22 protein-coding genes and 1 pseudogene are annotated in these 24468 nt (G+C 69.1%); 10 read left to right on the top strand and 13 right to left on the bottom strand.

Annotated elements, in window-relative coordinates:
* Nucleotides 1-17: 17 nt before the first annotated feature.
* From AC3FMM_RS08350 to AC3FMM_RS08290, 13 genes are all read right to left on the bottom strand, one after another.
* A complete protein-coding gene (locus AC3FMM_RS08350; protein WP_116314067.1) occupies nucleotides 18-1568 on the bottom strand; it encodes a TAXI family TRAP transporter solute-binding subunit in 1551 nt (516 codons plus the stop codon).
* A gap of 13 nt (nucleotides 1569-1581) precedes the next feature.
* Nucleotides 1582-2772, bottom strand: coding sequence for a sodium/glutamate symporter (gene gltS / locus AC3FMM_RS08345; protein ID WP_115713787.1), 1191 nt, complete (start codon nucleotides 2770-2772; stop codon nucleotides 1582-1584).
* A 271-nt stretch (nucleotides 2773-3043) separates the two neighbouring features.
* Entirely contained in the window at nucleotides 3044-4210 is a 1167-nt protein-coding gene (locus AC3FMM_RS08340; RefSeq protein WP_115713786.1) for an ABC transporter permease, read from the bottom strand.
* A gap of 16 nt (nucleotides 4211-4226) precedes the next feature.
* Nucleotides 4227-5381 carry an ABC transporter permease gene (locus tag AC3FMM_RS08335; protein ID WP_488686421.1) on the bottom strand — a complete coding sequence of 385 codons (1155 nt, stop codon included), beginning with the start codon at nucleotides 5379-5381 and terminating at the stop codon, nucleotides 4227-4229.
* A gap of 12 nt (nucleotides 5382-5393) precedes the next feature.
* Entirely contained in the window at nucleotides 5394-6086 is a 693-nt protein-coding gene (locus tag AC3FMM_RS08330) for an ABC transporter ATP-binding protein (protein WP_115713785.1), read from the bottom strand.
* Nucleotides 6087-6096: 10 nt separating this feature from the next.
* Complete coding sequence (locus AC3FMM_RS08325; RefSeq protein ID WP_115713784.1) at nucleotides 6097-7311, bottom strand: efflux RND transporter periplasmic adaptor subunit; 1215 nt, start codon at nucleotides 7309-7311, stop codon at nucleotides 6097-6099.
* 155 nt (nucleotides 7312-7466) lie between these two features.
* Complete coding sequence (locus tag AC3FMM_RS08320) at nucleotides 7467-7814, bottom strand: ArsR/SmtB family transcription factor (RefSeq protein WP_115713783.1); 348 nt, start codon at nucleotides 7812-7814, stop codon at nucleotides 7467-7469.
* Nucleotides 7795-8259 carry an SRPBCC family protein gene (locus tag AC3FMM_RS08315; RefSeq protein ID WP_115683515.1) on the bottom strand — a complete coding sequence of 155 codons (465 nt, stop codon included), beginning with the start codon at nucleotides 8257-8259 and terminating at the stop codon, nucleotides 7795-7797. Before AC3FMM_RS08315 ends, AC3FMM_RS08320 begins: the two co-directional genes overlap by 20 nt.
* A 187-nt stretch (nucleotides 8260-8446) precedes the next feature.
* The gene (locus AC3FMM_RS08310) at nucleotides 8447-9691 is read right to left on the bottom strand and encodes a hypothetical protein (protein WP_414248638.1); all 1245 of its coding nucleotides are present in this window, start codon (nucleotides 9689-9691) and stop codon (nucleotides 8447-8449) included.
* A 310-nt stretch (nucleotides 9692-10001) separates the two neighbouring features.
* The gene (locus tag AC3FMM_RS08305; protein ID WP_116314071.1) at nucleotides 10002-10790 is read right to left on the bottom strand and encodes a crotonase/enoyl-CoA hydratase family protein; all 789 of its coding nucleotides are present in this window, start codon (nucleotides 10788-10790) and stop codon (nucleotides 10002-10004) included.
* A 9-nt stretch (nucleotides 10791-10799) separates the two neighbouring features.
* On the bottom strand, nucleotides 10800-11591 hold the full coding sequence (locus tag AC3FMM_RS08300; protein WP_115683513.1) for an SDR family NAD(P)-dependent oxidoreductase: 792 nt from the start codon (nucleotides 11589-11591) through the stop codon (nucleotides 10800-10802).
* Nucleotides 11588-13153 (bottom strand): class I adenylate-forming enzyme family protein, encoded by a 1566-nt coding sequence (locus AC3FMM_RS08295; protein WP_115713780.1) that lies wholly within the window; start codon nucleotides 13151-13153, stop codon nucleotides 11588-11590. Before AC3FMM_RS08295 ends, AC3FMM_RS08300 begins: the two co-directional genes overlap by 4 nt.
* 24 nt (nucleotides 13154-13177) lie before the next feature.
* On the bottom strand, nucleotides 13178-14329 hold the full coding sequence (locus tag AC3FMM_RS08290; RefSeq protein ID WP_115683511.1) for an acyl-CoA dehydrogenase family protein: 1152 nt from the start codon (nucleotides 14327-14329) through the stop codon (nucleotides 13178-13180).
* 236 nt (nucleotides 14330-14565) lie between these two features.
* On the opposite strand from AC3FMM_RS08290, the gene AC3FMM_RS08285 reads away from it, so the two are divergent.
* From AC3FMM_RS08285 to AC3FMM_RS08240, 10 genes and pseudogenes are all read left to right on the top strand, one after another.
* Complete coding sequence (locus AC3FMM_RS08285) at nucleotides 14566-14964, top strand: Zn-ribbon domain-containing OB-fold protein (protein ID WP_115683510.1); 399 nt, start codon at nucleotides 14566-14568, stop codon at nucleotides 14962-14964.
* A 46-nt stretch (nucleotides 14965-15010) separates the two neighbouring features.
* The gene (locus tag AC3FMM_RS08280; protein ID WP_115713778.1) at nucleotides 15011-16159 is read left to right on the top strand and encodes a thiolase family protein; all 1149 of its coding nucleotides are present in this window, start codon (nucleotides 15011-15013) and stop codon (nucleotides 16157-16159) included.
* A 119-nt stretch (nucleotides 16160-16278) separates the two neighbouring features.
* Nucleotides 16279-17865 (top strand): ABC transporter substrate-binding protein, encoded by a 1587-nt coding sequence (locus AC3FMM_RS08275; RefSeq protein ID WP_115713777.1) that lies wholly within the window; start codon nucleotides 16279-16281, stop codon nucleotides 17863-17865.
* On the top strand, nucleotides 17862-18818 hold the full coding sequence (locus AC3FMM_RS08270) for an ABC transporter permease (protein WP_488686420.1): 957 nt from the start codon (nucleotides 17862-17864) through the stop codon (nucleotides 18816-18818). Before AC3FMM_RS08275 ends, AC3FMM_RS08270 begins: the two co-directional genes overlap by 4 nt.
* Before the next feature lie 3 nt (nucleotides 18819-18821).
* Nucleotides 18822-19637, top strand: a complete 816-nt coding sequence (locus AC3FMM_RS08265) for an ABC transporter permease (RefSeq protein WP_115683506.1) — start codon at nucleotides 18822-18824, stop codon at nucleotides 19635-19637.
* The gene (locus tag AC3FMM_RS08260) at nucleotides 19634-20653 is read left to right on the top strand and encodes an ABC transporter ATP-binding protein (protein ID WP_488686419.1); all 1020 of its coding nucleotides are present in this window, start codon (nucleotides 19634-19636) and stop codon (nucleotides 20651-20653) included. The genes AC3FMM_RS08265 and AC3FMM_RS08260 overlap by 4 nt, the downstream gene beginning before the upstream one ends.
* The gene (locus AC3FMM_RS08255) at nucleotides 20650-21651 is read left to right on the top strand and encodes an ABC transporter ATP-binding protein (protein WP_240987789.1); all 1002 of its coding nucleotides are present in this window, start codon (nucleotides 20650-20652) and stop codon (nucleotides 21649-21651) included. Before AC3FMM_RS08260 ends, AC3FMM_RS08255 begins: the two co-directional genes overlap by 4 nt.
* A gap of 36 nt (nucleotides 21652-21687) precedes the next feature.
* Entirely contained in the window at nucleotides 21688-22440 is a 753-nt protein-coding gene (locus AC3FMM_RS08250) for a TetR/AcrR family transcriptional regulator (protein ID WP_326346506.1), read from the top strand.
* 20 nt (nucleotides 22441-22460) lie between these two features.
* Nucleotides 22461-23438 (top strand): NAD(P)H-dependent flavin oxidoreductase, encoded by a 978-nt coding sequence (locus AC3FMM_RS08245; protein ID WP_198036034.1) that lies wholly within the window; start codon nucleotides 22461-22463, stop codon nucleotides 23436-23438.
* Nucleotides 23439-23442: 4 nt separating this feature from the next.
* Nucleotides 23443-24466, top strand: a pseudogene (locus AC3FMM_RS08240) (NAD(P)H-dependent flavin oxidoreductase).
* Nucleotides 24467-24468: the final 2 nt, after the last annotated feature.

Below are 24468 nucleotides of genomic sequence, written 5' to 3'. Positions count from 1 at the left end.
GCCGGCCAGCGCACCCCCTACCTTGCCTGCGTCGCGGATGCGGCAGGCGTGCTGGCCGGCCTGGCCGGCGCCGGCGCGCGGCCGGCCGCGCCCATGGCGTCGAGCGTCTTGGCCGCCGCCAGATGCTGCGGAATCATCAGGCCCTGGCGCGCCGTGGCCACCGAAATCTGTCCGCCCTGGGCGCTGCCGCGGGCGACCAGATCGCGCCCGTTGCGGTAGACCAGCCGGGTCAGGTCGGCCACTTCGTTGTCGGACAGGTCCGGGCCGGTCACCAGCACGGCCGCGGTGGCGATGGTGCGCACCGGCGCGCTCAGGCCGGGGTAGGTGCCGGGCGCGATCGATGCGCGGAAATAGCCCGCCTTGCGGCCAACCAGCGCGACGATGGCCTTTTCGTCGAGCGGCAGCAGCCGCAGCGGCATTTCGGCGAGCGCATCGCGGATGCTGTCGGCGGGTACGCCTATCACCTGGATCACGGCGTCGACCTGGTTCTGGCGCAGCGCCACCAGGCCGGTACCCAGCCCCACTTCCTCGGCCTTGAAGTCCTTGTCCGTCAGGCCATGCGCGCCCAGCACGCGCAGCGCGGTATGGCGCGAGGCCGAGCCGCGCTCGCCCACCGCGATGCGCTTGCCACGCAGGTCCGACACCGAGCGCGCCGGATCGCCATCGCGCACCAGCACATGCACCGGTTCCGGATAGAGGCTGCCGATGGCGCGCAGCGAGGCCTGCGGGCCGTCATCGGCGAAGGCGTCCTTGCCCTCGTAAGCGTCCAGCGCGGCATCCCCCTGCGCCAGCGCCACCGAGACCTTGCCCGCGCGCAGCAGGCGCAGGTTCTCTTCGCCGCCGTGCGTGACCAGCGGGATCGCGCGCACGCGCGTGCCGGCAACCAGCGCCTGCGCAAAGCGCAAGTACTGGCCGTGCTCCGCGCCGGCGGCAATGGCATAGCCTTCATTGACCCGCGCCAGCCGCGCGCGGATATTGGCGTGCGCGGTGGTCAGCTCCTGCTCGATCACCGCGCGCTGCGCCGGCGACGCGTCCTTCTGCACCGAGTCGATCACCTTGCGCATCGCGTCCAGGATCGCCGCCGGGCCGCTCGGCGCATTGGTGGCGACGGCCGGGGCCTCGGCAGGGCGGTAGCCGGCCGGCAGCACGCCGACCCAGCGCTCGCCGTCGCGCCGGTACAGCGCCGTGCCGTGGGCGCGGATGATGTCGCCGGCCTTGTTGCCCCCACTGGTGATGCCGGTGATGCCGCGCGGGCCCGCACCCAGCGCCGACACCAGGCCCGCCACGCCGGGCGAATCCCAGGCGCCGAAGTCATAGTCGCGCAGCAGCTTCAGCTGGGCGTCGAAATAGACGATGCGGCGGGTCTCGCCCGCCGGGGCCTTGGTATCGGCTTGCGAGCCGCGGCGCTCAAGGCCCACCACCTGCACCGTGCCCGGCGGCAGCGCCAGTGCCAGCCGCTCTTCGACGCCGGCGCGGATGCCGTCGGCGGCCGGGCCGGCGCCGCATCCCGCCAGCCAGGCGCTGGCCAGCAGGGCAAACAGCAGGGTCAGCAGGGCGCGGCGCCGCATCTCAGCCCCCATCTCAGCCCCCGATCAGCGGCAGCGCCAGCATCATGGTCAGCACGAACGCGTTCATCAGGTCGACGAAGAACGCCCCGGCCAGCGGCGTGATCAGGAAGCTGGTCGGGGCCGGCCCGTAGCGCGCGGTGATGGCGCGCATATTGGCCATGGCGGTGGCGGTCGAGCCCATGTTGAAGCCGATGAACGCGGCCGAGGTGACGGCGGCCTCGTAGTCGCGCCCCATGAAGCGGAAGCACACCAGCACCACGTAGAGGATGATGAACACCACCTGCATGGCGATGATCAGCAGGAACGGGCCGGCGGACATCGCCACGTCGGCCAGGTCCAGCGCCATCATCGTCATCACCAGGAACAGCGACAGGCAGACATTGGTGATCAGGTCGGTGGCGCGGTCGTCAAAGCGCATGCCGGCGAAGGGCAGCAGGTTGCGGATGGCGATGCCGAGCATCATGCACCAGAGGAAGCCCGGGATGGTGATGGCGCCGGTCGGCATCTGCGCGGCGATCCAGCGCCCGCCGATTACCGCGGCCAGGATGCCGGCCAGCGACGCCAGCGCGCCCACGGTGGTAATGGGCGAGACCGCCGCCGCTTCCTCCTCGGTGTCGCCGGCCTCGCGCGAGGTCGAGCGCAGCCGGTAGCGCGAGATCAGGTATTGCGCCACCGGTCCGCCGATGATGCCGCCGACGATCAGCCCGACCGTGGCCACCGTCATCGACAGGTCCATCACCGCCTGCAGGTTGTTGACCTCGGCAAAGCGCTCGGCATAGGCGGCGCCGGTGCCGTGCCCGCCCACCAGCGTGATGGAGCCGCTCACCAGGCCGAAGATCGGGTGCAGGTCCAGCACCCGGGCCATGGCCACGCCGACCACGTTCTGCACCACGATATACGGCAGCAGGATGATGATGAAGATGACCAGCGCCTTGCCGCCGCGCCGGAGCATGCGCAGGTCGGCGCAGAGGCCGACGCCGCCGAAGAACATCAGCAGCAGCACCGGCTTCATGCCGGGATCGATCACCACGCGGAAGTTCACCGCCGCCAGCGCCGTCGACGCGACGATCGCGAACAGCAGGCCGCCGGTGACGGGATCGGGAATGTTGTAGCGCGACAGCACGCCGACGCTGCGGTTGACCAGCGTACCGATCAACAGCACCACCACGGCGGTCAGCAATGAGGCCAGCAGGTCAAGGTTCATCGGGGGCGTCCTGACGCGTAGCATGCATCACTACGGGTTGTAGTCGGACACGGGGGAGAAGGCAAGGAAAGGATGGGCCGCGCCAGGGCGATGGTGTTCTCCCTCTCCCCTCATGGGGAGAGGGCCGGGGTGAGGGGTGGCCTGGCTCGGAGCCACATCGAGCGGGGGCAGTGGTTTTTCAGGACATAACTGTCGTGGAGGCGCCGGCCCTCACCCCCGCCCCTCTCCCGCAAGCGGGAGAGGGGAGCAAACCAGCAGCAGCGCGCATAGGTCAACGCGCCCGCAACGCCTCCACGATATTCATCCGCGCCGCCCGCACCGCCGGCAGGAATCCCCCCACCAGCCCCATCGCCATCGCGAACGCCAGCGTCTGCAGCGCAATCGCCGGGGTCAGGATAAAGCGGAACGACAGGTCGGCGAAGGTCTGGAAGTTGGTGGTCGAAAACGAGGCGAACTGCATCAGCGCCGCGCACGCCAGGCCCGCGGCGCCGCCGACCAGGCCCAGCAACGCGGCTTCGGCCAGGAACGCGGCCAGCACGCTGGCGCGCTGGAAGCCCAGCGCGCGCAGCGTGCCGATTTCCGCCACGCGGTTGGCCACCGAGGCGTACATGGTGATCATGGCACCGATCATTGCCGCGATCGAGAAGATGGTGGACAGCGTAAAGCCCAGGATATTGATAAAGCCCGACAGGGCCTTGGACTGGTCGCTGTAGAAGGCCTGCTCGCGCTTGGCCTCGTCGGCCAGGCGCGGATCGACGTCGAGATCGGCGCGCAAGCGCTCGAACAGCGCGGAATCGGCCAGCCGGACCACCATCGACGAATACGAATTGCGCCGGAACGATTGCATCAACTGGTCCACGTCGCCCCAGATCTCGGAGTCGAAGCCGCTGCCGCCGGCGTCGAAGTGGCCCACCACCGTCCAGTCGCGCTGCGCAAAGCGCAAGTGCCCGCCGATCTGCACGCCGGCAAAGCCGCCGGCGATGCTGCTGCCGACGATGATCTCGGACGAGCCCGGCCGGAACATGCGCCCGGCCACCAGCCGCACCTGCGGGCGCAGGTCCATGCCCGCCGGCGAGATGCCGCGGATCACCACGTTGGACGGCTGGCCGGTGCTGGCCTTGGTCAGCGAGATCAGCACCACGGCCTCGCGCGACGCCAGCGGCCGGCCGTCGCGGCCCATGGCCACGGCCGGGTGCATCTCGATGATGCTGGCCTGGTCGCGGTTGACAGCGCTCTGGATCTCGGTCTCTGCGCCCTTGCGGATCACCACCACGTTGTCGTGCTCGCCGGTGGTGACCAGGGTCTTCTTCAGCCCGGCGTCGAGCATCAGCATGGTGGCGAAGACAAAGACCACCAGCGCCAGGCCGGCCGCGGTCAGCGCGGTGGTCAGGCGCCGGGCCCACAGGTTGCGCGCGATATAGGTCAGCGGGATCGCCACGGCAGTCTCCCTGGCGCTAGCCGATGGCCCGCAGGCCCTCGACGATGCGCACGCGCGCCGCCTGCAGCGCCGGCACGATGCCGGCAAAGATACCCACCGCCAGCGCGCACGCCGCCTGCAACTGCATGGTCTGCGGCGATACCGTGAACACCGGGAACACGCCGCCCACCGCCTGCTTGAAGGCAGTGGCCACCGGCGGCGTGGCCAGCATGCCGAGCGCGCCGCCGGCCACGCACAGCGCCAGCGATTCGCCGAACACCAGCAGCGCCAGGAAGCCCGGGCCGAAGCCCAGCGCCTTGAGCGTCGCGTATTCCACGGTGCGCTCGCGCGCGCTCATGGCCATGGCGTTGGCCATCACCGCCATGATGATCACGATCACCACGTACGACACCACCCGGATCGCCGCGATGATCTGGTTCGACATCGCGACAAAGCCCAGCTGGAAGGCCTGCTCGGTCTCGGTCAGGGTTTCGGCCAGCGAATTGCGGAACACGCCGTCGACCTGGCGCGAGATCGCCGCGGTGTTGTCGGGGTTGCCGACGCCCAATATATAGACGCCGACCTGGTCGGCCTGGCGCGGGGTGCGCTTGCGCACGGTCTCGTTCAGGTATTCCCAGTGGAACACCATCTGCCGCGTGATGGTGCTCTCGTCGCGCCCGTCCATGATGCCGCGCACCACGAACTCCCAGGTGCCGGGATAGATGGTGCCCTTGATGGGGATCACGTCGCCCACCTTGAAGCCGAACTGGTCGGCCAGCTGGCGCCCCACCAGCGCGCCCTTGCGGTCGCGCTGGTAGTCGGCGCGCTGCGCGTCCGGGACGATGAATTCGGGGTAGAGGTCCAGGTAGTTGTCGGAGACCGCGAACTGCGCGAAGAAGTTCTTGGGATCGCGATAGACCCCGCCGAACCAGTTGGAGCGCGCCACCATGGTCACGCCGTCGATGCCCTTGATGCGGCTTTCATAGCTGAGCGGCAGCGGAAACACCAGCGAGATCGCATTGCGCGTGACCAGCCGCGCGCTGGAGGCGGCCGAGGCACCGGCATACCAGGCATCGATCACGGTTTGCAGCAGCCCGAACGCCAGCACCGCGATCACCAGCCCGAACACCGTCAGCGTGGTGCGCAGCTTGTGCCGCAGCGTATTGCGGGCGATCAGCTTGAGCGCGTACATGGTGAATCGAGGCTAGGCCGGCTCGCCACGGATCAGTTCCCCCTTTTCCAGGTGGACCAGCGAGCCGGCCGCGGCGGCGGCGTGCGCATCGTGCGTAACCATGATGATGGTCTTGCCGGCATCGGCGTTGAGTCGCTGCATCATCGCCAGGATCTCGGCCGCCGAGGTGCGGTCGAGGTCTCCGGTGGGCTCGTCGGCAACGATCAGCGCGGGGTCGGTGATCAGCGCGCGCGCGATCGCCACGCGCTGCTGCTGGCCGCCCGACAGCTCCGACGGATAATGGCTCATGCGGTCGGCGAGGTTGACCATGTCGAGCACCAGTTCCACGCGCGCGCGCCGCTCCGCGCGCGGCAGGCGCGTCAGCATCAGCGGCAGCTCGACGTTCTCGAACGCGGTCAGCACCGGCATCAGGTTGTAGAACTGGAAGATAAAGCCGACATTGGCGGCGCGCCAGTCGGCCAGCGCCGCTTCGGGCAACTGGGTGATGTCCAGCCCCGCGACGCGCAGCGTGCCGCGGTCGGGCCGGTCGATGCCGGCAATCAGGTTCAGCAGGGTGCTCTTGCCCGAGCCGGACGGCCCCATCAGCGCGACGAAATCGCCTTCGCCGATCTCCAGCGAGATATCGGTCAGCACCGGCACCGTCTGCATGCCGCGCCGGTAGGACTTGGCGACGTGGTCGATCTGCACCAGCGGCGCGGCGCTCATGCTGGCCACCTCATGGCCTGGCGGTGGCGACGCGGCTGCCGTCGCCGATCTGGTCGCCGGGAGACAGCACCACCACGTCGCCGGGCTTGACGCCCTGCACGGCCACCAGTTCGCCCAGCTTGGCGCCGGTCTTGACCGTCATCTCGTGCGCCTTGCCGTCCCGGACCACGTAGGCCACCTGGCGGCCGTCGCGCGTGGCGATTGCCGCCGGCTGCACCGCGACCACCGGCTGGCGGTCCTGCGCGGTGGCCGCGCGCGACAGGAAGGCAATCTTGGCGCTCATGTCGGGCAGCACGCGCGCATCGCGGTCGACAAAGCGCACCTTGACCAGCACCGTGGCCTTGGAGCGGTCCACCGTCGGCACGATGCGCGAAACCTGCCCGGCCAGGCGCAGGCCGGGCAGGGCGTCGAGCAGCAGCTCGCAGGGCTGGTCGACGCGGATCCGGGCGATATTCGATTCGGCGACATCGGCTTCGACTTCCAGCGTTTCCATGTCGGCGATGGTGACGATCGCGCCCTTGGTGTCGGCCGCGGCGGAGAAGGGCGTGATGTTGTCGCCCACGTTGGCATGCTTGACCAGCACCACGCCGTCGAACGGCGCGCGCACCACGGTCTGCTCGACCGCCACCTCGGCCGCGCGCGCATTGGCCTGCGCCGACACCACCGACGCGCGCGAGCTGTTCACCGAGGCCCGCGCCTTGTCGAAGCGCGCCACGTCGGCATCGTACTGCGTGCGCGAGATCGCGTTCGGCACGATCAGGATCCTGGAGCGGCGCAGGTTCACCTCCGCGTCCTTCAGCTCGGCCTGCTGCAGCGCCAGGTTGGCCTGCGCCACCTGCACCTGCGCCTGGGCCTGCGCGAACGACGCGGCCACGTCCTTGCTTTCCAGCCGCGCGATCACCTCGTCCTTCTTCACGCGCGAGCCTTCCAGCACGCCCAGCCATTCCAGCCGGCCCTGCGCCTTCGACGCAACCGCCGCCTTGCGCTGCGGCACGACATAGCCGGTCGCGTTCAGCAGCGTGAAGTTCTGCGTGGGGTAGGCCGAGGTGACTGTGGCGGTCTGCACCGGCCGCGGGCTGGCCAGCCGGATGGCAATGCCGGCCAGCGCCAGCAGCACCAGCGCGATGGCCGCGTAGCGCAGCCATCGGCGCCGCGGGCGCAGATGCACGCCGGCCGCGGCGGCTTGCCGGTCGATCTTGAGCCTGGACAGGTCGTGGTCAGCCACTGCGCGCTTCCTTTTGCCGGAATGGGCGGGGCTGTCAGTATAGCGGTGATAAGGCGGGACTTCGTCGCGTGCGAGGCAGACAGCGACCGCTTGTTTGCGCCCGCTCCGGCGTGCGGGAGAGGGGAGCAAACCGGCAGCAGAATTGAGGTAGCCAGCTAATGCTCGCCCTCCACCGCCACCTTCAGCTTGCCCAGCGCAAACTCCCATTGCCGCCCGATCGCTTCCAGCGACCGGCGCGCGGCATCGAGCTGGCCGGGCTCGAACTGCCACAGGCGCTCGCGTCCGGCGCGGCTGTCGTGCACCAGCCCGGCCTGCGCCAGCACCTGCAGGTGCTTGGTCACCGCCTGCCGCGTCATGGCGCTGCCCGCGGTCAGCTGCGCGATCGACATCGCGCCGCCGGCGCATAGCGCCGCCACCAGCCGCAGCCGGGTTTCGTCGCCAAGCGCCGCAAAGACCGCGGCGGATTGCCGCAGTTCAGGCGCTTCAGGCAGCGCCGGCGACATGCTTGCGGATATTGTCGACCTGCGCATCCCAGCCGCCGCTGTTGATACGGAAGGCTTCCTGGCGACGTTCCGGCGGGATCCGGTCAAAGCCGGACTCGACCACAGTCAGCATGGTGCCGCCCTCCACCTCGCGCAGCGTGAATTCCACCAGCGTGGCCGGCTCGTCCGAATAATCGCGCCCGCGCTCCAGCGGCGCCGGATGCCAGCGCCACGACAGCAGCCGTTCCGGCTCCATGCGTTCGACGTGGACGTCGAATTTCAGGTACTCGTAACCCGGATAGGTGATGCTGCCCACCACGCGCTGGCCGGGCGCGAAGGTGGCGCCGTCGAAGCGGACGCCGAACCAGCTGCCGAAGGTATCGGCATCGGTCAGCGCGTGCCAGACGCGCGCTACCGGGGCTTCGATCAGGATGCTGCGTTCGATGCGGTCGGTGTCGGAAGGCATGGGCGGTCTCCTTGGAAGGATCGATATGCAACTAAGTGGTTGCATATTAGGCGACGGGATCGGTTACCGCAAGGAAGCATGAAAACTGGCCCGTGTATGGAAGGCAACGCCCGCGGCCGGGCGACCAGCACGGCTCATGCTCAACGCGCCGTACCGGATCGCAATTTGCCGCTAGGAGAAGGACCTGTCACTGAGGTTCCGACCCCAATGGGGCAATGGGTACCGCTGCGGCATCTCTGACCGCCAAGGCCCACAACTGGACGACGAAATTTTCGAGGGTGGGGTTCCTGATATCGGTGTGTCCGCCACTGACATCCGCGGTGGTGCGAATGTTCATGATCGGCAACCGGAAGGGCACATAGCCCTCGGCAGCCGCGCCCCGGACAATATAGTGATTGCCCGCCACCAGCGAACACGCGCCGGGCGTGTCGCAGCGTTGCAAGAGCAAGCGTGCCGCGTCAGGAAATTCCTTTAGCGCCGGCACACACAACGTCGGCTTGTTCTGGTCTATCAGGGAGCCGAGGTTGCGCACGCCTGCCAGTGCAGCGAGGCCCGCTGAAGCGGACAGGGATTTCGGGATGCCGCCCGGACTCGTTGCATCACTGCATGCAGTGTCCTGCGGCTTCGCGAGTTGATGCGTCACGTACGGAATGTGATGGCCCAGGGCCGTTGTGTTCTCCGCGCTGGACTGTGGATCGGCATAACTTTCGAACAGGGTGCCAATGGCGCGGCCGACAGGGAACGTGACGCTGGTCGCCAGGTCGGCCTCCGTGGTGATGACAACCAACCGGGGCGGCAGGTCCGACCTGTATTCTTGGTGGCGTGCCAAGTCGAACTGCGGGCGCAGCTTCATTGCCTCGAACGCCGGATTGACGATCAACACGAGATCCGCCAGGGCTGACGCCGGCGACGTCGACGTGCTTGCATCCATCCGGATCTGGTCCATCAGCGTCTGGGAGACGGTGGAATAGACCACGGCGCCGCCAAAGCTATGGCCATGAATCAACAGCTTGGAATGGCCGTACTTGCGACGCAGTTCGGACAGTCGGGAAAACAGGTCATACACGCCGCCGCTGTTACCGATCTCATGCGCGGCACTCTTACGGTCCCAGAACGTGAAGAGGTAGCTGAATGGTTTGGTCAAACCGTCGCTGGCGATCGAGTCACCGCGCCAGCCCACGTAGACGCCCAGAATATTGCCACGCCCTTCATGGCCGGGCCGGTAGGTCTGATCGACCTCGGAGGCGCGCTGGACCAGTTCCTTGAACCGCTCGACGTCGCGTGTGCCATTGGCCGCGTCGTTATGCCAGCCATGCACATAGACAAGAACCGTGCCGTGCGCGCGTGCGGTCTCTTCCGCCGCTGCTACCGCCCCGAGCATTTGTGCACGGTTCATCAGATTGCCGTAGTCGTCATACTCGACAAAAACCACGCATGCCGAGGGACTCGAACAGACTTTCTTGACTTCGACGGGCTTTGCCGGCGGCAGGCGCCCGCCGTCCGAGGGCCTGGGCCCGAGTTCCGTCTGATATGGCCGTGAGCCAACACAGCCCATGAGAATTGCGCACGTCGCGATGCATGCACAGAGTGCAGAGATTGACCAGACCCGCATGTCCCTTCCCTTCGTTCTTATTGATATAGCCCGCAATCCAATGCGAACCGGCCCGACACTTTAACGTCGAGCCGACGCCGAGCTATACCCTACGTTTTAGGGGAGTCAGGGTGTCGATGATGCGCGCCCGCTACACCCCGCGCCACACCGGCTTGCGCTTCTCCACGAAGGCCTTCAGTCCCTCCTTGCGATCTTCTGATTCGATCGCCACGGCGGCGATGGGCATCTGCTTCTCCCAGGCTTCTTCATCCGTCCAGTTGGCGGACTGGAAGATGATTTCCTTGGCCGCCGCAAGACCCGTCGGGCCGTTGGCCATCAGCTTTTGTGCCAGGGCCAGTGCTTGGTCCAGCGCCTGCCCGGGCTCGACCACGCGGTTCACCAGCCCCAGCGGTGCGAAGAAAGATGGATCCTTCAGCTCGCCCGTCAGTGCGAGCTCCATGGCGATGTGGTAGGGGATGCGCCGCGGCAGCCGGAACAGCCCGCCGCCAATCGCTGCGAGGTTGTGGCGCACTTCCGGCAGGCCCATGCGCGCGTTCTTCGCGGCGACGATCAGGTCGCACGACAGGCACAGTTCCAGCCCACCGCCAACCGCTACGCCTTCGACCGCCGCGATCAATGGCTTGCGCGCGGGCCGTTTGAACACGCCGAAGCCGCCGCGCGGCGGGCGCTCGCGCAGTTCGCCGCGCGCCGCTGCTTTCAGGTCGGCACCGGCGGAGAAGTCGCCGCCGGCGCCGGTGACGATGCCGAGGAACAGGCTGGGATCGTTGTCCAGCTGGTCCATGGCCGCGTTCATCTGCAGCGCGGTCTGGCCGTCGCAGGCGTTCTTCACCTCCGGCCGGTTGATGGTGATGACCAGCACATGGCCGTGGCGCTCGGTCAGGACGCGCGGCGTCTGGGTGTCCGTACGGATATCTGACATGGCGTCTCCTTACAGGGCGAACGAGAAACCGCCGTTGACCGGATAGGTCTGGCCGGTGATCCAGCTGCTGGCATCCGAGGCGAGGAAGGTCACCATGTTGGCGACGTCGTTGGGCCGGCCCGGACGGCGGATCACGTATCTCTCCATGATCTTCTTGGTGCGCTCGGGGTCGGCCTTCAGCCGTGCTTCGATGGCCGGGGTCACCGTGGCCGAGATCGCGACGCAGTTCGCCGTGACGTGGTGGCGCCCCATGGCGCGCGCCACGCCGCGCATGAAGCCGGCCGCGCCGGCCTTGGCGCCGGAATACACCTCCAGGTTCGCTTCGCCCATGCGGCCCGCGTCGGAGATGATGGTGATGATGCGGCCCGACTGGCGCGCGATCATGTCCGGGATCGCGGCGGCGGTGCAGTGGATCACGCCGTAGAAGTTGACGCCGATAAAGCTGTTCCATGCATCGGGGCCGGTCTCCCAGAACGGCTTGCGCGCATCGGCGCTGGGCGTGGCGCCGGCATTGCCGGCGTTGTTGACCAGCACGTCGACACGGCCATAGGCCTCGCGTGCCGTGGCGAACATCGCCTGCACGCTTTCATGGCTGGTCACGTCCGCCTGCACGGCGATGGCGCGGCCGCCGGCGGCGCGCACCTCTTCGGCCACCGCTTCGGCGCGGTCTAGGAAGTAGTCGTTGACCACCACGCCTTCGGCATCGTGGGCGGCGGCATGCAGCGCGATCTGGCGCCCCACGCCTTGCCCGGCGCCGGTCACCAGCATCACGCGTTCGCTGAGGCTGAGCAGGTTGTTCATACGTTTTTCTCCTTGTCTTTCCAGAAGGGCGCGCGCAGGTCGCGCTTGAGCAGCTTGCCGACGGTATTGCGCGGCAGTTCGTCGACGATGCGGATATTGCGTGGGCGCTTGTACGAGGCGAGCTGGCCGACGCAGTGTTCGAGCAGCGCAGGTTCGTCCACGCTCAGCCCGGGCTTGATCTCGCAGAACGCCATCACGCTCTCGCCGAACTCTTCGTCCGGGATGCCAATGACCGCGGCGTCGGCGACGGCAGGGTGGGTTTGCAGCGCCGCCTCGATTTCGGCGGGATAGATGTTCACGCCGCCGGAAATGATCATGTCCTTGGCGCGGTCGCTGATGTAGAGGAAGCCTTCGTCGTCGAGCCGCCCCACGTCGCCGGTGCGGAAGAAGCCGCGCTCGTCGCGCGTGTCGGTGCCGAGCGCGGGGGCGTTCAGGTAGTTGCGGATCGCCACCGGCGTCCAGGCCCAGATCTCGCCGGACTGGCCCGCCGGCAGCACCTGGCCGTCGGCATCGCGGATCTCGATGCGCACGTGGCGGTAGGGGCGGCCGCTCGAGCCGGGCTTGCGCCGCTGGTCGCCGGCCATCATGCGGCTGACCATGCCGGTCTCGGTCGAGCCGTAGCCTTCGTAGAGGCAGTCGCCGAGATGCGTGATGATCCATTGCTTGAGCGCATCCGACACCGGCGCGGCGCCCACCGTGATCGACTGCAGTGACGTGAGGTCGTGCTGTGCCACCGTGCCGGGCGGCAGCGCCGCCAGCCGCTTGAACATGGTCGGCACGCCGGTCCAGTGGCTCACACGGTAGCGCTGGATCGCGTCGAGCACGGCGAGCGGGTCGTAGCGCCGGATCATGACGGTGAGCGCGCCGGCCTTCTGCGCCGCCCATATCTGCGAGGGGCCCGAGCCATGGTGCACGGGCATGGTCAGCAGGAAGCAGGCCTCGGCCGAGGTGGTGCGGTGGGCGCCGACATCCGCCAGATATTCGGTGACGATCGGGTCCGACATATCCGCGCTGCCGCGCATCAGCACCCCCTTGGGCAAGCCGGTGGTGCCGGAGGTGTAGATGATCAGGCCAGGCTGGCCCGCGGAGTATCGCGCGGGGGCGGGGGCGGCGACCAGATCGGCGTAATGGTCGAAGCCCGCCGCGGCGACGTCCAGCGACACCGCGGCCTTCAGCGGCTGGCCGTCGAACGCCGGCAGCAGCGCGGCCGGGTCGGCGTCGTCGCAGACGATGGCGTTGGCGCGGCTGTTGTTGAGGACGTAGCGCACCTCGGCGGGCGTGAGCCGCCAGTTCATGCCCAGCAGCGAGCAGCCGAGCTTGCCGCATGCCGCGGCGATGGCCATCCACTCGAGCCGGATCTGGGTGCGGACCACGACGATGTCGCCGCGGCCCAGCCCGCGCGCCGACAGGGCATGCGCGAGCCGGTTGGCATGGTCGTCGAGCGCGGCCCAGCTCAGCGCGCGCTCGCCCTCGATGGCGGCGAGCGCATCGGGCCGCGCGCGCGCCCAGTGCTCGACGGTGCCGGGCTGCGGCGCCTGCGCGGTCTCTACGGAAGCTTGCATGTTGTCTCCTTGGGTCCTGGCGGGTCAGGACAGCAGGTGGCGGGCCAGCACGCGGTACTTGTGCAGTTCGGTCGGCCCTTCGTAGATGCGCGCCAGGCGCTGGTGGTTGTACCAATGCGCCAGCGGGTTATCGAGCGCGCAGCCGGCGGCGCCGTAGAGCTGGATGGCACGGTCGATGACGCGATCGACCATCTCGGTGCAGGTCATCTTGACCATGCCGGCTTCGACGCGGGTGTCCTCGCCGGCGTCGTGCCGCTCGGCGCTGCGGTAGACCAGCAGCCGGTTCTGCTGGATTTCCACCCACGAATCGACGATGGCCGACTGCGTCGCCTGCAGCGCGGCCAGCGGCTCGCCGAAGACCTTCCGCTCCTTGCTGTAGGCAATCATCATTTCGAGACAGCGCTGCGCGATGCCGAGCGCGCGCGCGGCCACATCGAAGCGCGCCGCCGACAACGCCTGCTGCGCCTGGCGGAAGCCGCCGCCCTCGCTGCTCACCAGCGCATGCGCCGGCACCCGGCAGTCGTCGAAGATCAGCTCATGCGTGACGAAGCCGCCGAGCATGGGAATCTCGCGTCGGACCATGCCGGGGTTGCCGGTCTCCACTGCGAACATCGAGATGCCGCCGGCGCGCTTTGCCTTGTCGGTGCGCGCCACCACGAAGACCACGTCGGCGTCGGCGACATTGCTGATGAACACCTTGGTGCCGTTGAGCACCCAGCCGCCGCCATCCCCGTCCTGGTCTCCGTCCCCCTGGCGGCGGGCAAAGGTCTGGATGGCGCCGGCCGGGTCGGCGCCGCCGCCGGGCTCGGTCTGGGCAAAGGCCAGCACCTTGGTGTCGTTGAGAAAGGGCTCCAGGTAGCGTTCGCGCTGTTCGCCCTGCAGGCCGTAGAGGTTGGGCAGGGCCCGGCCGCCGAAGCGCAGCGGCGTCAGGCAGCGGAAATTCTCTTCGGTGATGGCCAGCAGCGTAACCAGCGGCAAGCCGGCGCCACCCAGGTCTTGCGGCACGCCAAGCCGCCACAGTCCGGCCTCCCGGGCCGCGCGCCGCCCCGGCGCGTAATCGGCGCGCGTGAGTTTTTCGCCCCGGAGGACGCGCGCCTCCAGTGGCATCTGGAAATCGTCGACCAGCCGCCGGACCAGCTCCCGGATGGCGCGCGTCTCCTCGCTGAATGCATACATCGTGGTTCGCTCCTTGTTGGACGGCGTGCTGATATCCCAGCGCGCTAACTTATTAGATAGTGGACTAAGAAATTATGTAAACCTTGGGATAAACCCTAGCCTAGTGCCGTTGAAAGCGGTCGGGATAGGTGAATACCCGTGAATTCACGCGTTTCCTTGATTGGATACTTGCAACGAATCTAATAAGTTACGAGACTTAAAAAACGCCATCACTCTCCATCACGGATGACCGTTCCATGACCGCCCTGCTGAAACCCCAGCTCTACGCCCTGTCGCCTGACGGCGAGCCCGTGCTGCACGGCGCCCGCTGCCGTTGCGGCCATGTGTTCTTTCCCATGCAGGCCTACGGCTGCGAGGCTTGTGGCGCGACCGGGGATGCGCTGACGCCGACGCTGCTGGCGGGCCGAGGCCGGCTGGTGGCCTCGGCGCGGGTCATGCTGCATGCGCGCAAGGACCGCGAGCCGCCGTTCACGGTGGTCACCGTCAGGCTCGACGACGGCCCGGTGCTGCGCACGCTGCTCGACGGCAACCCCGATGTGCCACTGCGCGCGGACCAGCCGCTCTACGCCACGCTTGCCGAGGTCGCCGGTGCCGATGGCGCCGCGCTCGACCTGCGCTTCACCACGCAGCGCTGATTTCCGCCTCACTGCACGATTCCGATATCCCGAGTTCCCGAACGCCATGCAACGCACCCTCAACGACATGCGCCCGGTCTACGTGATCGGCGCCGGCTGGCACCGTTACCAGCCGCTCAGTGAAGACAGCTACGCCACGCTCGGACTTGCCGCCGTGCGCGGCGCGCTGGCCGACGCCGGCATCGAATGGGCGGCGGTGGAGTCCGCCTACTTCGCCAAGGCGCTGCTGCCGATGGCGCCCGGCCGGCCGATGCTGCGCCACCTCGGCGCCACCGGCATTCCGGTCATGCACGTCGAAAACGCGTCGGCCTCGGGCTCGGCGGCGTTTCGCCAGGCGTGCATGGAAGTGGCCAGCGGCATGTGCGAGGTCGCGCTCGCCGTTGGGGTCGACAAGCCCGCGCCGGTGACGCGCGGCGAAGCGGCCATGGGCATTCCGCAACTGGCCGAGGACGCCATCGTTCCTTTTACGCACTTCGCGCTGCTGGCCGACCAGTACGCCCAGCGCCACGGCGTGGACCAGCAGGACTTCGCCCGTGTCGCCGTGAAGAACCATGGCAACGGCGCGCGCAATCCCAACGCGCATCGGCAGCAGCCCCGTACGCTGGAAGAGGTACTGGGCGGCCGCCCGGTATCCGGCAGCCTGACCACGCTGCAGTGCTGCCCGGTGGGCGAGGGCGCGGCGGCGGTGATCGTCGCCTCCGAAGCGGCCATCCGCCGTCTCGGCGTGGACGGCGGCAAGCCGGTGCGGGTGACGGCATCCGCGGCGCGCAGCCAGCGGCTGTATGAGGACGCCACCCGCTTCGACGCGAACCTGACCGAGGAGACCACGCGTCTCGCCCTGCAGCAGGCCGGTCTGCGTCCGGAGCAGATCGATGTGCTCGAACTGCACGACGCCTTCACCGTGGAGGAAGTCGAATATGTCGAGGCCATGGGCTTGTGCGGCCCCGGCCGCGCCGTGCCGATGCTCAGGGAAGGCGCGTGGGACATCGGCGGCCGCTGCGCGGTGAATCCGTCGGGCGGCCTGATTGCCATGGGCCATCCCATCGGCCCGACCGGCATCGGCCAGGTCGGCGAGATCGCGCTGCAGCTGCGCGGCGAGGCCGGCGCACGCCAGCATCCCGGCGCGCGCGTGGGCCTGGCGCACATGGTGGGCGTGGGCGCGGTGTGCTACGTGCACACGCTCCAGCGCGACTGAACAGGCGTTGCAGCGGACAGCGACGTAACAGGACGCATCGAGGGACGGCAAGCCGCGCGCCGACGCGGCCCCGGGCAACGGCAGGCACAGACCCGCCGGCTTACGACAGAGGAGACGACATGCGTTGGACAAGATGCGCGCGCCGGGTACAGGCGCGTGCCGGTATCGCGCTGTTGGCGGCGCTCACCGGGTTTGGCGGACTGGCGACAGCGCTGGCCGCGGAAAGCTCCGCCCCGCGCCGCGGCGGCACGCTGACCGTCGGGCTGGCACAGGACCCGGCCGTGGTCGACCCGATCCGTACCGGCACCTTCACCGAGCGGCAGTTGTCGACGCCGGTCTATGAATCGCTGTTCGATATCGACACCCAGGGCCGGGCCGTGCCGTGGCTGGCAGAGAGCTATACCGTGTCGGCCGACGGCCTGCGCTACCGCATCCACCTGCGCCAGGGCATCCGTTTCCACGACGGCACGCCATTCGACGCCGAGGCGGTGGTGGCGAACCTGCGGCGCACGCGCGACCCGGCCAACCGTTGCCGTTGCCTGAGCAGCATGCGCGAGATCCGCGAGGTGCGCGCGCTCGACCCCTCGACCGTGGAATTCGTGCTGAGCGAGCCCAATGCCGCGCTGCCGACGGTGCTGGCCGATGCCCCGGGCATCATGGTCTCGCCCAAGGCCTTCAAGGCCGACCCGGCCGGCATCGGCACGCGCCCGGTTGGCACCGGCCCGTTCCGCTTTGTCGAATGGGTGCGCAACAGCCGCTTCGTGGTGGCGCGCAATCCGGACTACTGGCGCCCGGGCGAGCCTTATCTCGATCGTGTCGTGTTCCGCGGCATGCAGAATCCGGAGACGCGGGAATCGGCGTTCCTGTCGGGACAGACCGACATGATCCTGCAGCCCACCACGCGCTTCATCTACACCATCCGCGCCGACAAGCGCGTGGCGCTGTACTACCCCGACGGCTTCGGCACCGAGGGCATCTACTTCAACTTCAACCAGCCGCCGCTGGACGACCTGCGCGTGCGCAAGGCGGTGGCCCACGCCATCGATCGCCCGTTGCTGGCGCGCACGCTCGGCTTCGGCGTGCCCAGCCTGGCCTACAGCCCCTTCGGCAAGGGCGTGGCCGGCATCACGCAGCCGACCGAGGTCTACCCGAAGTACGACCTGGCGCGGGCCCGGGCGCTGCTGGCCGACTACGGCAAGCCGGTGTCGTTCACGCTGCAGTTCAACAACAGCCCCGACACCCGCAACCTGGCGCAGGCGCTGCAGCAGATGTGGGAGGAGGCCGGCATCAAGGTGGAGCTGGTGCCGTTCGACCAGAACCGGCTGGTGCAGAACATGACCTCGCATCAGTTCGAGGCGAGCATCTTCCGCTTCACCGGCCGGGCCGACCCGCATTCCAATGCCTTTATCTTCTTCCACTCGCGCTTCGCGCCGGTCAAGCCGAGCAGCAACTACGGCGGCTACCGCAACGCCCGCGTCGACCGCCTGCTGGAGGACGGCATGCGCACCAGCGACCCGGCGCGCCGCGCCGCGATCTACAGCGACTTCGCCCGCGTGCTGGCCACCGAGGTCATGCCCTACGCCTTTCTCTACAACGTGAGCGACACCATCGCCGCGCGCAAGACCGTGCACGGTATCACCGTGGTGCCGGACGGGCTGGTGCGCTTCGGCGGCATCTGGCGCGAAACGGGAGGCCATGCACGATGAAACTCAAACGCTTGCTGACCGGCGCACTGACGGTGGCGGCCACCCTGGTTGCCGTGTCCATGGTGAGCTTCCTCCTGGTGGCGCTGCTGCCGGGCGATATCGCCCTGATCATCCTGGGCGACGCCGCCACGCCCGAGCGCGTCGCCGCACTGCGGCTGGAGCTGGGGCTGGACCGGCCGCTGCCGCTGCGCTACCTGATTTGGCTGTGGGACGTGCTGCACGGCGACCTCGGCCACGCCATCCATTCCGGCGAGGCGACACTCGACGTGATCCTGTCGCGCCTGCCGGTAACGATCGAGCTGGTGCTGCTGACGCAGGTGGTCGCGCTCGGGCTGGCGGTGCCGCTGGGCATCCTCAGCGCCTACCGCCGCGGCAGCAAGCTGGACCATGGCGTGCTGGCCGGCTGCCTGGCGCTGTTGTCGACGCCGGCCTTCGTGCTGGCGCTGGGGTTGGTCTACGTGCTGGCGCTGCGGCTGCAATGGCTGCCGGCCACCGGCTACGTCAGCCTGTCGGAAAGCATCACCGGCAACCTCGAGAGCATGGTGATGCCGGTGCTGTCGCTGGCCCTGATCGAAGTGCCGGTGTACCTGCGCCTGCTGCGCAGCGAGATGGTCGGCACGCTGCAGCAGAACTACATCGCGCTGGCGCGCGGCATGGGCCTGCCCACCTGGCGGATCCTGTTCGAGAACGCGCTGCGGCCGTCGTCGCTCAACCTGATCACCGTGGTCGGCGTGAACATGGGCCGGCTGATGGGCGGCGCCATCGTCATCGAGACGCTGTTCGCGCTGCCGGGCGTGGGGCAATTGCTGGTGGAGTCGATCTACCAGCAGGAGTACCTGATGACGCAGGGCATCGTGCTCTTCGTCGCGATCCTGTTCATTCTCGTCAACCTGCTGACGGACCTGGCCTACGCCCTGGTCGATCCCCGTCTGCTTCGCGATGCCGAAGGCTGACCCATGCGACTATCCCCGAAGCTCTACCTGTTCTCGGTGGCCTGGCTGGTGCTGGTGGCCGGCGCCACGCTGCTGGCCGACTGGCTGCCGCTGCGCGACCCGATGCGCCTGCACCTGGCCGACATGCTGGCCCCGCCCGACGCCACCCGCTGGTTCGGCGCCGACTCGCTCGGCCGCGACGTGCTGGCGCGCACGCTGTACGGCTTCCGCATCACCGCGGTGGTCAGCCTGGGCTCGGTGACGCTGGCGCTGCTGGTCGGCGGCACGCTGGGCGTCTGCGCGGGCTATTTCCGCGGCTGGGTCGAGCGCGCCATCCTGATGCTGTCGAACGTGATGCTGGCGTTTCCGCCGCTGGTGCTGGTGATTGCCATGGTGGCCTATCCCGGGCCGCCGCTGGTGAAGGTGGTGGTGGCGCTCGGCATCGTGTTCGTGCCGGCGGTAATCCGCATCGCGCGCGCCAACACGCTGCGGCTTGGCGAGCAGCAGTTCGTCACCGCCGCGCGCGCGGCCGGCATGGGACACGCCCGGCTGATCGTGCGCGAGCTGCTGCCCAACCTGGTGCCGGCGCTGCTGGCCTACAGCCTGCTGCTGGTTGCGATCGGCGCGCTGGCCGAGGCCGCGCTCAGCTTTCTCGGGCTGGGCGTGCCGCCGCCGGCACCGTCGCTGGGCTCGATGATGGCGAGCGAGCAGTCGCGCGTGGTGGAAGGGCCGCATGCGGTGTTTTTCCCGGCCGGCATGCTGTTCCTGACGATTTTCGCCCTGAACCAGGTGGGCGAAGAACTCCAGCGCCGTCTCGACGGCAGGGCGAGGGCCGCATGATGACATCCGCCGCATCTCACACTAAGTCCGCCGGCCAGCCGCTGCTCGCGGTCACCGACCTCAGGACGGAATTCGTGCTGCCGCAAGGCCTGCTGCGCGCCGTCGACGGGGTCTCGTTCACGCTCGACGCCGGCAAGACCCTCGGCGTGGTCGGCGAATCGGGCTCGGGCAAGTCGGTGCTGGCGCGCAGCCTGATCGGCCTGCTGCCCGCGGGCGTGGCCCGCACCCCCGCCGGGCGCATCGATTTCAACGGGCGCGACCTGCGCCAGCTCGGCGAGCGCGACATGCGCGGCGTGCGCGGCAAGGAGATCGCCATGATCTTCCAGGACCCGCTCACCTCGCTCAACCCGGTGCTGACCATCGGCCGCCAGCTCGAGCAGGTGCTGCGCCAGCACACCGACCTGTCGGCGCGCGCCGCGCGCGAGCGGGCGGTGGAGCTGCTGGCGGACGTCGGCATTGCCGATCCGCGCCAGCGTGCCGGCGAGTACGCGCACCGCCTGTCGGGCGGCATGCGCCAGCGCGTGGTGATCGCGATCGCGCTGGCCTGCACCCCGCGCCTGCTGATCGCCGACGAGCCCACCACCGCGCTCGATGTCACCGTGCAGGCGCAGATCCTGGACCTGCTGCGCCGCCTGCAGGAGCGCCACGCCATGGCGATGCTGCTGATCACGCACAACCTTGGCGTGGTCGCCGAAATGTGCGACGACGTCGCCGTGATGTACGCCGGCCGCATGGTGGAGCAGGGCAGCGTCGCCGACGTGCTGCAGCGCCCGCGCATGCGCTATACGCACGCGCTGCTGCAGTCGGTGCCGCGCGCCGACGCCGAACCGCATGCGCGCCTGCCGGCCATCCCGGGCCAGCCGCCTGACCTGAGCGCGCCGCCGGCCGGCTGCCGCTTTGCGCCGCGCTGCGCTGCCCGCGCCGGGCAATGCGACAGCGCCGTCCCGGCCGCCATGCCCGCCGGCGGTGGCCATTTCTATGCCTGTTGGCATCCTGTGCAGGAGAACCTGACGTGACCGCCCGACTTCCTACCCCGGTGCAGGACACCGCCACGCTGCTGCGCGCCCGCAACCTGGTGCAGACCTACCATGCCAGGGGCGGCCGCCGCGTGCAGGCGCTCTCCGACGTCTCCTTCGACCTGCGCCGCGGCGAAACGCTCGGCGTGGTGGGCGAGTCCGGCTCTGGCAAATCGACGCTGGCGCGCGCGCTGATGGCACTGCCGGCGCCGCAGTCCGGCTCGGTCGATTTCGACGGCGTGCCGCTGGCCCAGGCACGCGGCGCCGCCTTGCGCGCGCTGCGGCGGCGCATGCAGATGGTGTTCCAGGACCCGATGTCCTCGCTCAACCCCGGCCAACGCATCCTCGACATCGTGCAGATGCCGCTGGTGGTGGCGGGCGAGGGCAGCGCCGCCGAGCGCCGCGCCCGCGCCGCGCAGGCGCTCGCGGACGTGGGGCTGGACGCCAACGTGGTCGGCAAGCGCCGGCCGTGGGAGCTGTCCGGCGGCCAGTGCCAGCGCGTCAGCATCGCGCGCGCGCTGGTGCTGCGCCCGCAGCTGCTGGTATGCGATGAACCGGTCTCGGCGCTCGATGTCTCGGTCCAGGCGCAGGTGCTGAACCTGCTGGAAGACGCCAAGGCGGCCCATGGCCTGACCCTGCTGTTTATCTCGCATGACCTGGGCGTGGTGCGCAGCGTCAGCGACCGGGTCATGGTGATGTATCTTGGCAAGGTGTGCGAACTGGCGCCGGCGGGCTCGCTTTACCGCGCGCCGCGCCATCCGTACACTGCCACGCTGCTGGCCTCGGTGCCGTCGCCGGACCCTGCCCGCCGCCTGCTGCGGCCGGCGCTGGCCCACGGCGAGACGCCGTCGCCGCTGGACGTGCCGTCCGGCTGCCGCTTCCGCACGCGCTGCGCCCGCGCCAGCGAGCGCTGCGCGCGCGAGGCCCCCGCGCTGCAGGCCTGCGCGGACGCGCCCGGGCACGCCGTTGCCTGTCATCACCCGCTGCCGTTGTCATGACCCCGGGCAGCGCCGCAAGTCATTCAGAGAGTCGCCATGAGTTTGCAGTCCGAGTCCGCCGCACCCGCCGCCGATGCCGAAAGCAAGACCAACGCCGAGCTGCGCGAGGCCGCCATCAGCCGGATGATCAACGTCGCGATCCAGCTGATCGCCAGGAACGGCGCGTCGCGGCTGTCGCTGGTGGACGTGGGACGCGAGGCCGGCTACAGCCACTCGCTGCCCAATTACTACTTCAAGAGCAAGACGCGGCTGCTGCTACAGGTCTACCAGTTCATCGTCGACCGGTTCCGGCGCCGCTTCGCGCAGTGGTCGCGCGAGCACAGTCCGGTCCGCGTGCGGCCGGGGCTGACCAACCTCGAGGCCACCGTGCGCGCCTATGTCGGCATGGCCGGCGCGGACCCGGTGCCGTCGCGGGCGCTGCACATCCTGTGGGGGGAATCGTTCTCGTCGATGCCCGAGCTGCAGCAGATGGCGCGGCCCATCAATGCCGAGAGTGTCGCGGCGTTCGCCGCTCAGGTGCGCATCGGCATCGCGCGCGGCGAGATCGCCAGCGACGTCGATCCGGAGATGTTCGGCCTGATCCTGCTGGGCACGCTGCGCGGCGTGACGGCGCAGTCGCTGATCGATCCCGAACACGTGGACCTGCCCGCGCTGGGCGAAATGCTGATCCGCATCTTCCGGCAGGGCATCGCCGCGCCGGCGGCGCCTGCCGGCGCCGCTGCCCCGGATGCCCCGGATGCCCCGGATGCCCCGGATGCTGCCGCACCGGCACCGATGCCACCCGACTGAATCTCCTGGAATCCCTTGCCATGACCTTGCCCGCCTCACTCGCCAGCCGCTTGCGGCTGCCCCTGATCGCCGCGCCCATGCTGCGCGTTTCCGGTCCCGACCTGGTCTCGGCCGCCTGCCGCAGCGGCGTGATCGGATCCTTCCCCACCGTCAACGCGCGCTCGGCCGAGGAACTGGATGCATGGCTGACGCGGGTCGCCGCGGACTGCGCCGCGGTCCATGGCCCGACCGCGCCGGCCTGCCCGAACCTGATCATGCGCCGCAAGCCGGAGATGCTGGCCGAGGACGTGGCGGTACTGGTCCGGCACAAGGTCGAGATGGTGATCGCCAGCGTCGGCTCGCCGGCCGCGGTGGTCAAGCCGCTGCACGACGTCGGCTGCATGGTGCTGGCCGACGTGGCCACGCTGCGCCATGCCGAGAAGGCGCTGCAGGCGGGCGCCGACGGGCTGGTGCTGCTCACCGCCGGTGCCGGCGGCCAGACCGGCTGGCTCAATACCTTTGCCTTCGTGCGCGCGGTGCGCCAGATGTTCGACGGCCCGCTGGTGCTGTCCGGCGGCATTTCCGACGGCGCCGCGCTGTGGGCGGCGCGCGTGCTGGGCTGCGACCTCGGCTGCATGGGCACGCGCTTTATCGCCACGCCCGAGAGCATGGCCAGCGATGCGTATCGCCAGATGCTGGTCGACAGTTCGCTCGACGACGTCATGCTGACGCAGGCCTTCACCGGCCTGGACACCAATATGCTGCGCCCGTCAGTCGTTGCCGCCGGCCTCGATCCCAAGGCGCTGGCCGGCCCCATCACGCCGCAGCGGGCCGCGGAGCTGTATAGCGAGCACCACAACGGCGGGCGCGCGCCGCGCCGCTGGGTCGATGTCTGGAGCGCGGGCCATTCGGTGTCGGGAGTCGACGCGGTGCGGGACGTGGCCGGGCTGGTGGACGAGTTGTCGGCACAGTACAAGGCCGCGCAGCACGACACCACTGACCTGCTGGCCGCGGCCTGACGCCATGGACACCCGCGCAATCGGCTCGGCGCCGGACCCCGTGCTCCAGACCCGGCTGACCACACTGCTGGGCATCCGCTATCCCATCCTGCTCGGCGGCATGCACCACCTCGGCACCTCCGGTGTGGTGGCCGCGGTGGTCAATGCCGGCGCCATGGGCTTCATCACGGCGCGCTCGTTCGAATCGCTGGACGACTACCGCGCCGACCTGCGCCGCTGCCGCGCGCTGACCGGCGGGCAACCCTTCGGCGTCAACCTGACGATTTCCCGGCGCGAGGGCTTCAACCGGCTGGTGCCGGATCCGCATCGCCTTCGAAGAGGGCGTGCGCCTGTTCGAGAGCGCCGGCAGTTCGCCCGAGGCGCTGGTCGGCCCCATCCATGACTGCGGCGGCATCCTGGTCCACAAGTGCCCGAGCGTGCGCCATGCGGTGACGGCGCAGCGGCTGGGCGTCGACGCGGTGGCGCTGGTCGGGCTGGAGGAGGGCGGCCATCCGGGCGCCAACCAGCTGTCGGCCTTCGTCAATGGCGCCTTTGCGCTGGAGCGGCTGGAGCTGCCGCTGGTGATCGGCGGCGGCATCGGCAGCGGCCGGCAGATCGCCGCCGCGCTGGCATTGGGAGCCGATGGCGTGGTGATGGGCAGCCGCTTCATGGTCGCCAGCGAAATCGCCGCGCACGATGCGCTGAAGCAACGCATCATCGCGTCGGACGAGCATTGCTCGACCACCATCCTCGGCAGTCTTGGCGATACCTGGCGCGTGCTCGCCAACGACAGCGCCCGCGCGGTGCAGCGCCTCGAGGCGCAAGGGGCGCGCAATCACGCGGCCTTCGGCGACCTGATCCTGTCGTCGCGCACACGGCAGCGTGTCTATCTGGACGGCGAGGTCGATGCGGGAATTGTGTCGCTCGGCCCGGCGGGGGGCTTCGCGGATGCGATCGAACCCGCCGGCCGGATCGTGGCGAGGCTGGTGGCCGATGCGCGCGCCGCCTGCGACGCGCTGGCCCACCGCAGGACTGCGTTGCCGGCGTAAGC

Source organism: Cupriavidus sp. 207A1, from assembly GCF_057798955.1.
Note: the sequence above shows the minus strand (reverse complement) of the source record. Positions and strands in the feature narration are given on the sequence as shown.

What these genes read in the sequence shown, in the direction of transcription:
- AC3FMM_RS08350 (WP_116314067.1), bottom strand. Translation starts at nt 1,568, where the DNA reads ATGCGGCGCCGCGCCCTGCTGACCCTGCTGTTTGCCCTGCTGGCCAGC.
- gltS (WP_115713787.1), bottom strand. Translation starts at nt 2,772, where the DNA reads ATGAACCTTGACCTGCTGGCCTCATTGCTGACCGCCGTGGTGGTGCTG.
- AC3FMM_RS08335 (WP_488686421.1), bottom strand. Translation starts at nt 5,381, where the DNA reads ATGTACGCGCTCAAGCTGATCGCCCGCAATACGCTGCGGCACAAGCTG.
- AC3FMM_RS08330 (WP_115713785.1), bottom strand. Translation starts at nt 6,086, where the DNA reads ATGAGCGCCGCGCCGCTGGTGCAGATCGACCACGTCGCCAAGTCCTAC.
- AC3FMM_RS08320 (WP_115713783.1), bottom strand. Translation starts at nt 7,814, where the DNA reads ATGTCGCCGGCGCTGCCTGAAGCGCCTGAACTGCGGCAATCCGCCGCG.
- AC3FMM_RS08315 (WP_115683515.1), bottom strand. Translation starts at nt 8,259, where the DNA reads ATGCCTTCCGACACCGACCGCATCGAACGCAGCATCCTGATCGAAGCC.
- AC3FMM_RS08305 (WP_116314071.1), bottom strand. Translation starts at nt 10,790, where the DNA reads ATGTCAGATATCCGTACGGACACCCAGACGCCGCGCGTCCTGACCGAG.
- AC3FMM_RS08300 (WP_115683513.1), bottom strand. Translation starts at nt 11,591, where the DNA reads ATGAACAACCTGCTCAGCCTCAGCGAACGCGTGATGCTGGTGACCGGC.
- AC3FMM_RS08295 (WP_115713780.1), bottom strand. Translation starts at nt 13,153, where the DNA reads ATGCAAGCTTCCGTAGAGACCGCGCAGGCGCCGCAGCCCGGCACCGTC.
- AC3FMM_RS08290 (WP_115683511.1), bottom strand. Translation starts at nt 14,329, where the DNA reads ATGTATGCATTCAGCGAGGAGACGCGCGCCATCCGGGAGCTGGTCCGG.
- AC3FMM_RS08285 (WP_115683510.1), top strand. Translation starts at nt 14,566, where the DNA reads ATGACCGCCCTGCTGAAACCCCAGCTCTACGCCCTGTCGCCTGACGGC.
- AC3FMM_RS08280 (WP_115713778.1), top strand. Translation starts at nt 15,011, where the DNA reads ATGCAACGCACCCTCAACGACATGCGCCCGGTCTACGTGATCGGCGCC.
- AC3FMM_RS08275 (WP_115713777.1), top strand. Translation starts at nt 16,279, where the DNA reads ATGCGTTGGACAAGATGCGCGCGCCGGGTACAGGCGCGTGCCGGTATC.
- AC3FMM_RS08270 (WP_488686420.1), top strand. Translation starts at nt 17,862, where the DNA reads ATGAAACTCAAACGCTTGCTGACCGGCGCACTGACGGTGGCGGCCACC.
- AC3FMM_RS08265 (WP_115683506.1), top strand. Translation starts at nt 18,822, where the DNA reads ATGCGACTATCCCCGAAGCTCTACCTGTTCTCGGTGGCCTGGCTGGTG.
- AC3FMM_RS08260 (WP_488686419.1), top strand. Translation starts at nt 19,634, where the DNA reads ATGATGACATCCGCCGCATCTCACACTAAGTCCGCCGGCCAGCCGCTG.
- AC3FMM_RS08250 (WP_326346506.1), top strand. Translation starts at nt 21,688, where the DNA reads ATGAGTTTGCAGTCCGAGTCCGCCGCACCCGCCGCCGATGCCGAAAGC.
- AC3FMM_RS08245 (WP_198036034.1), top strand. Translation starts at nt 22,461, where the DNA reads ATGACCTTGCCCGCCTCACTCGCCAGCCGCTTGCGGCTGCCCCTGATC.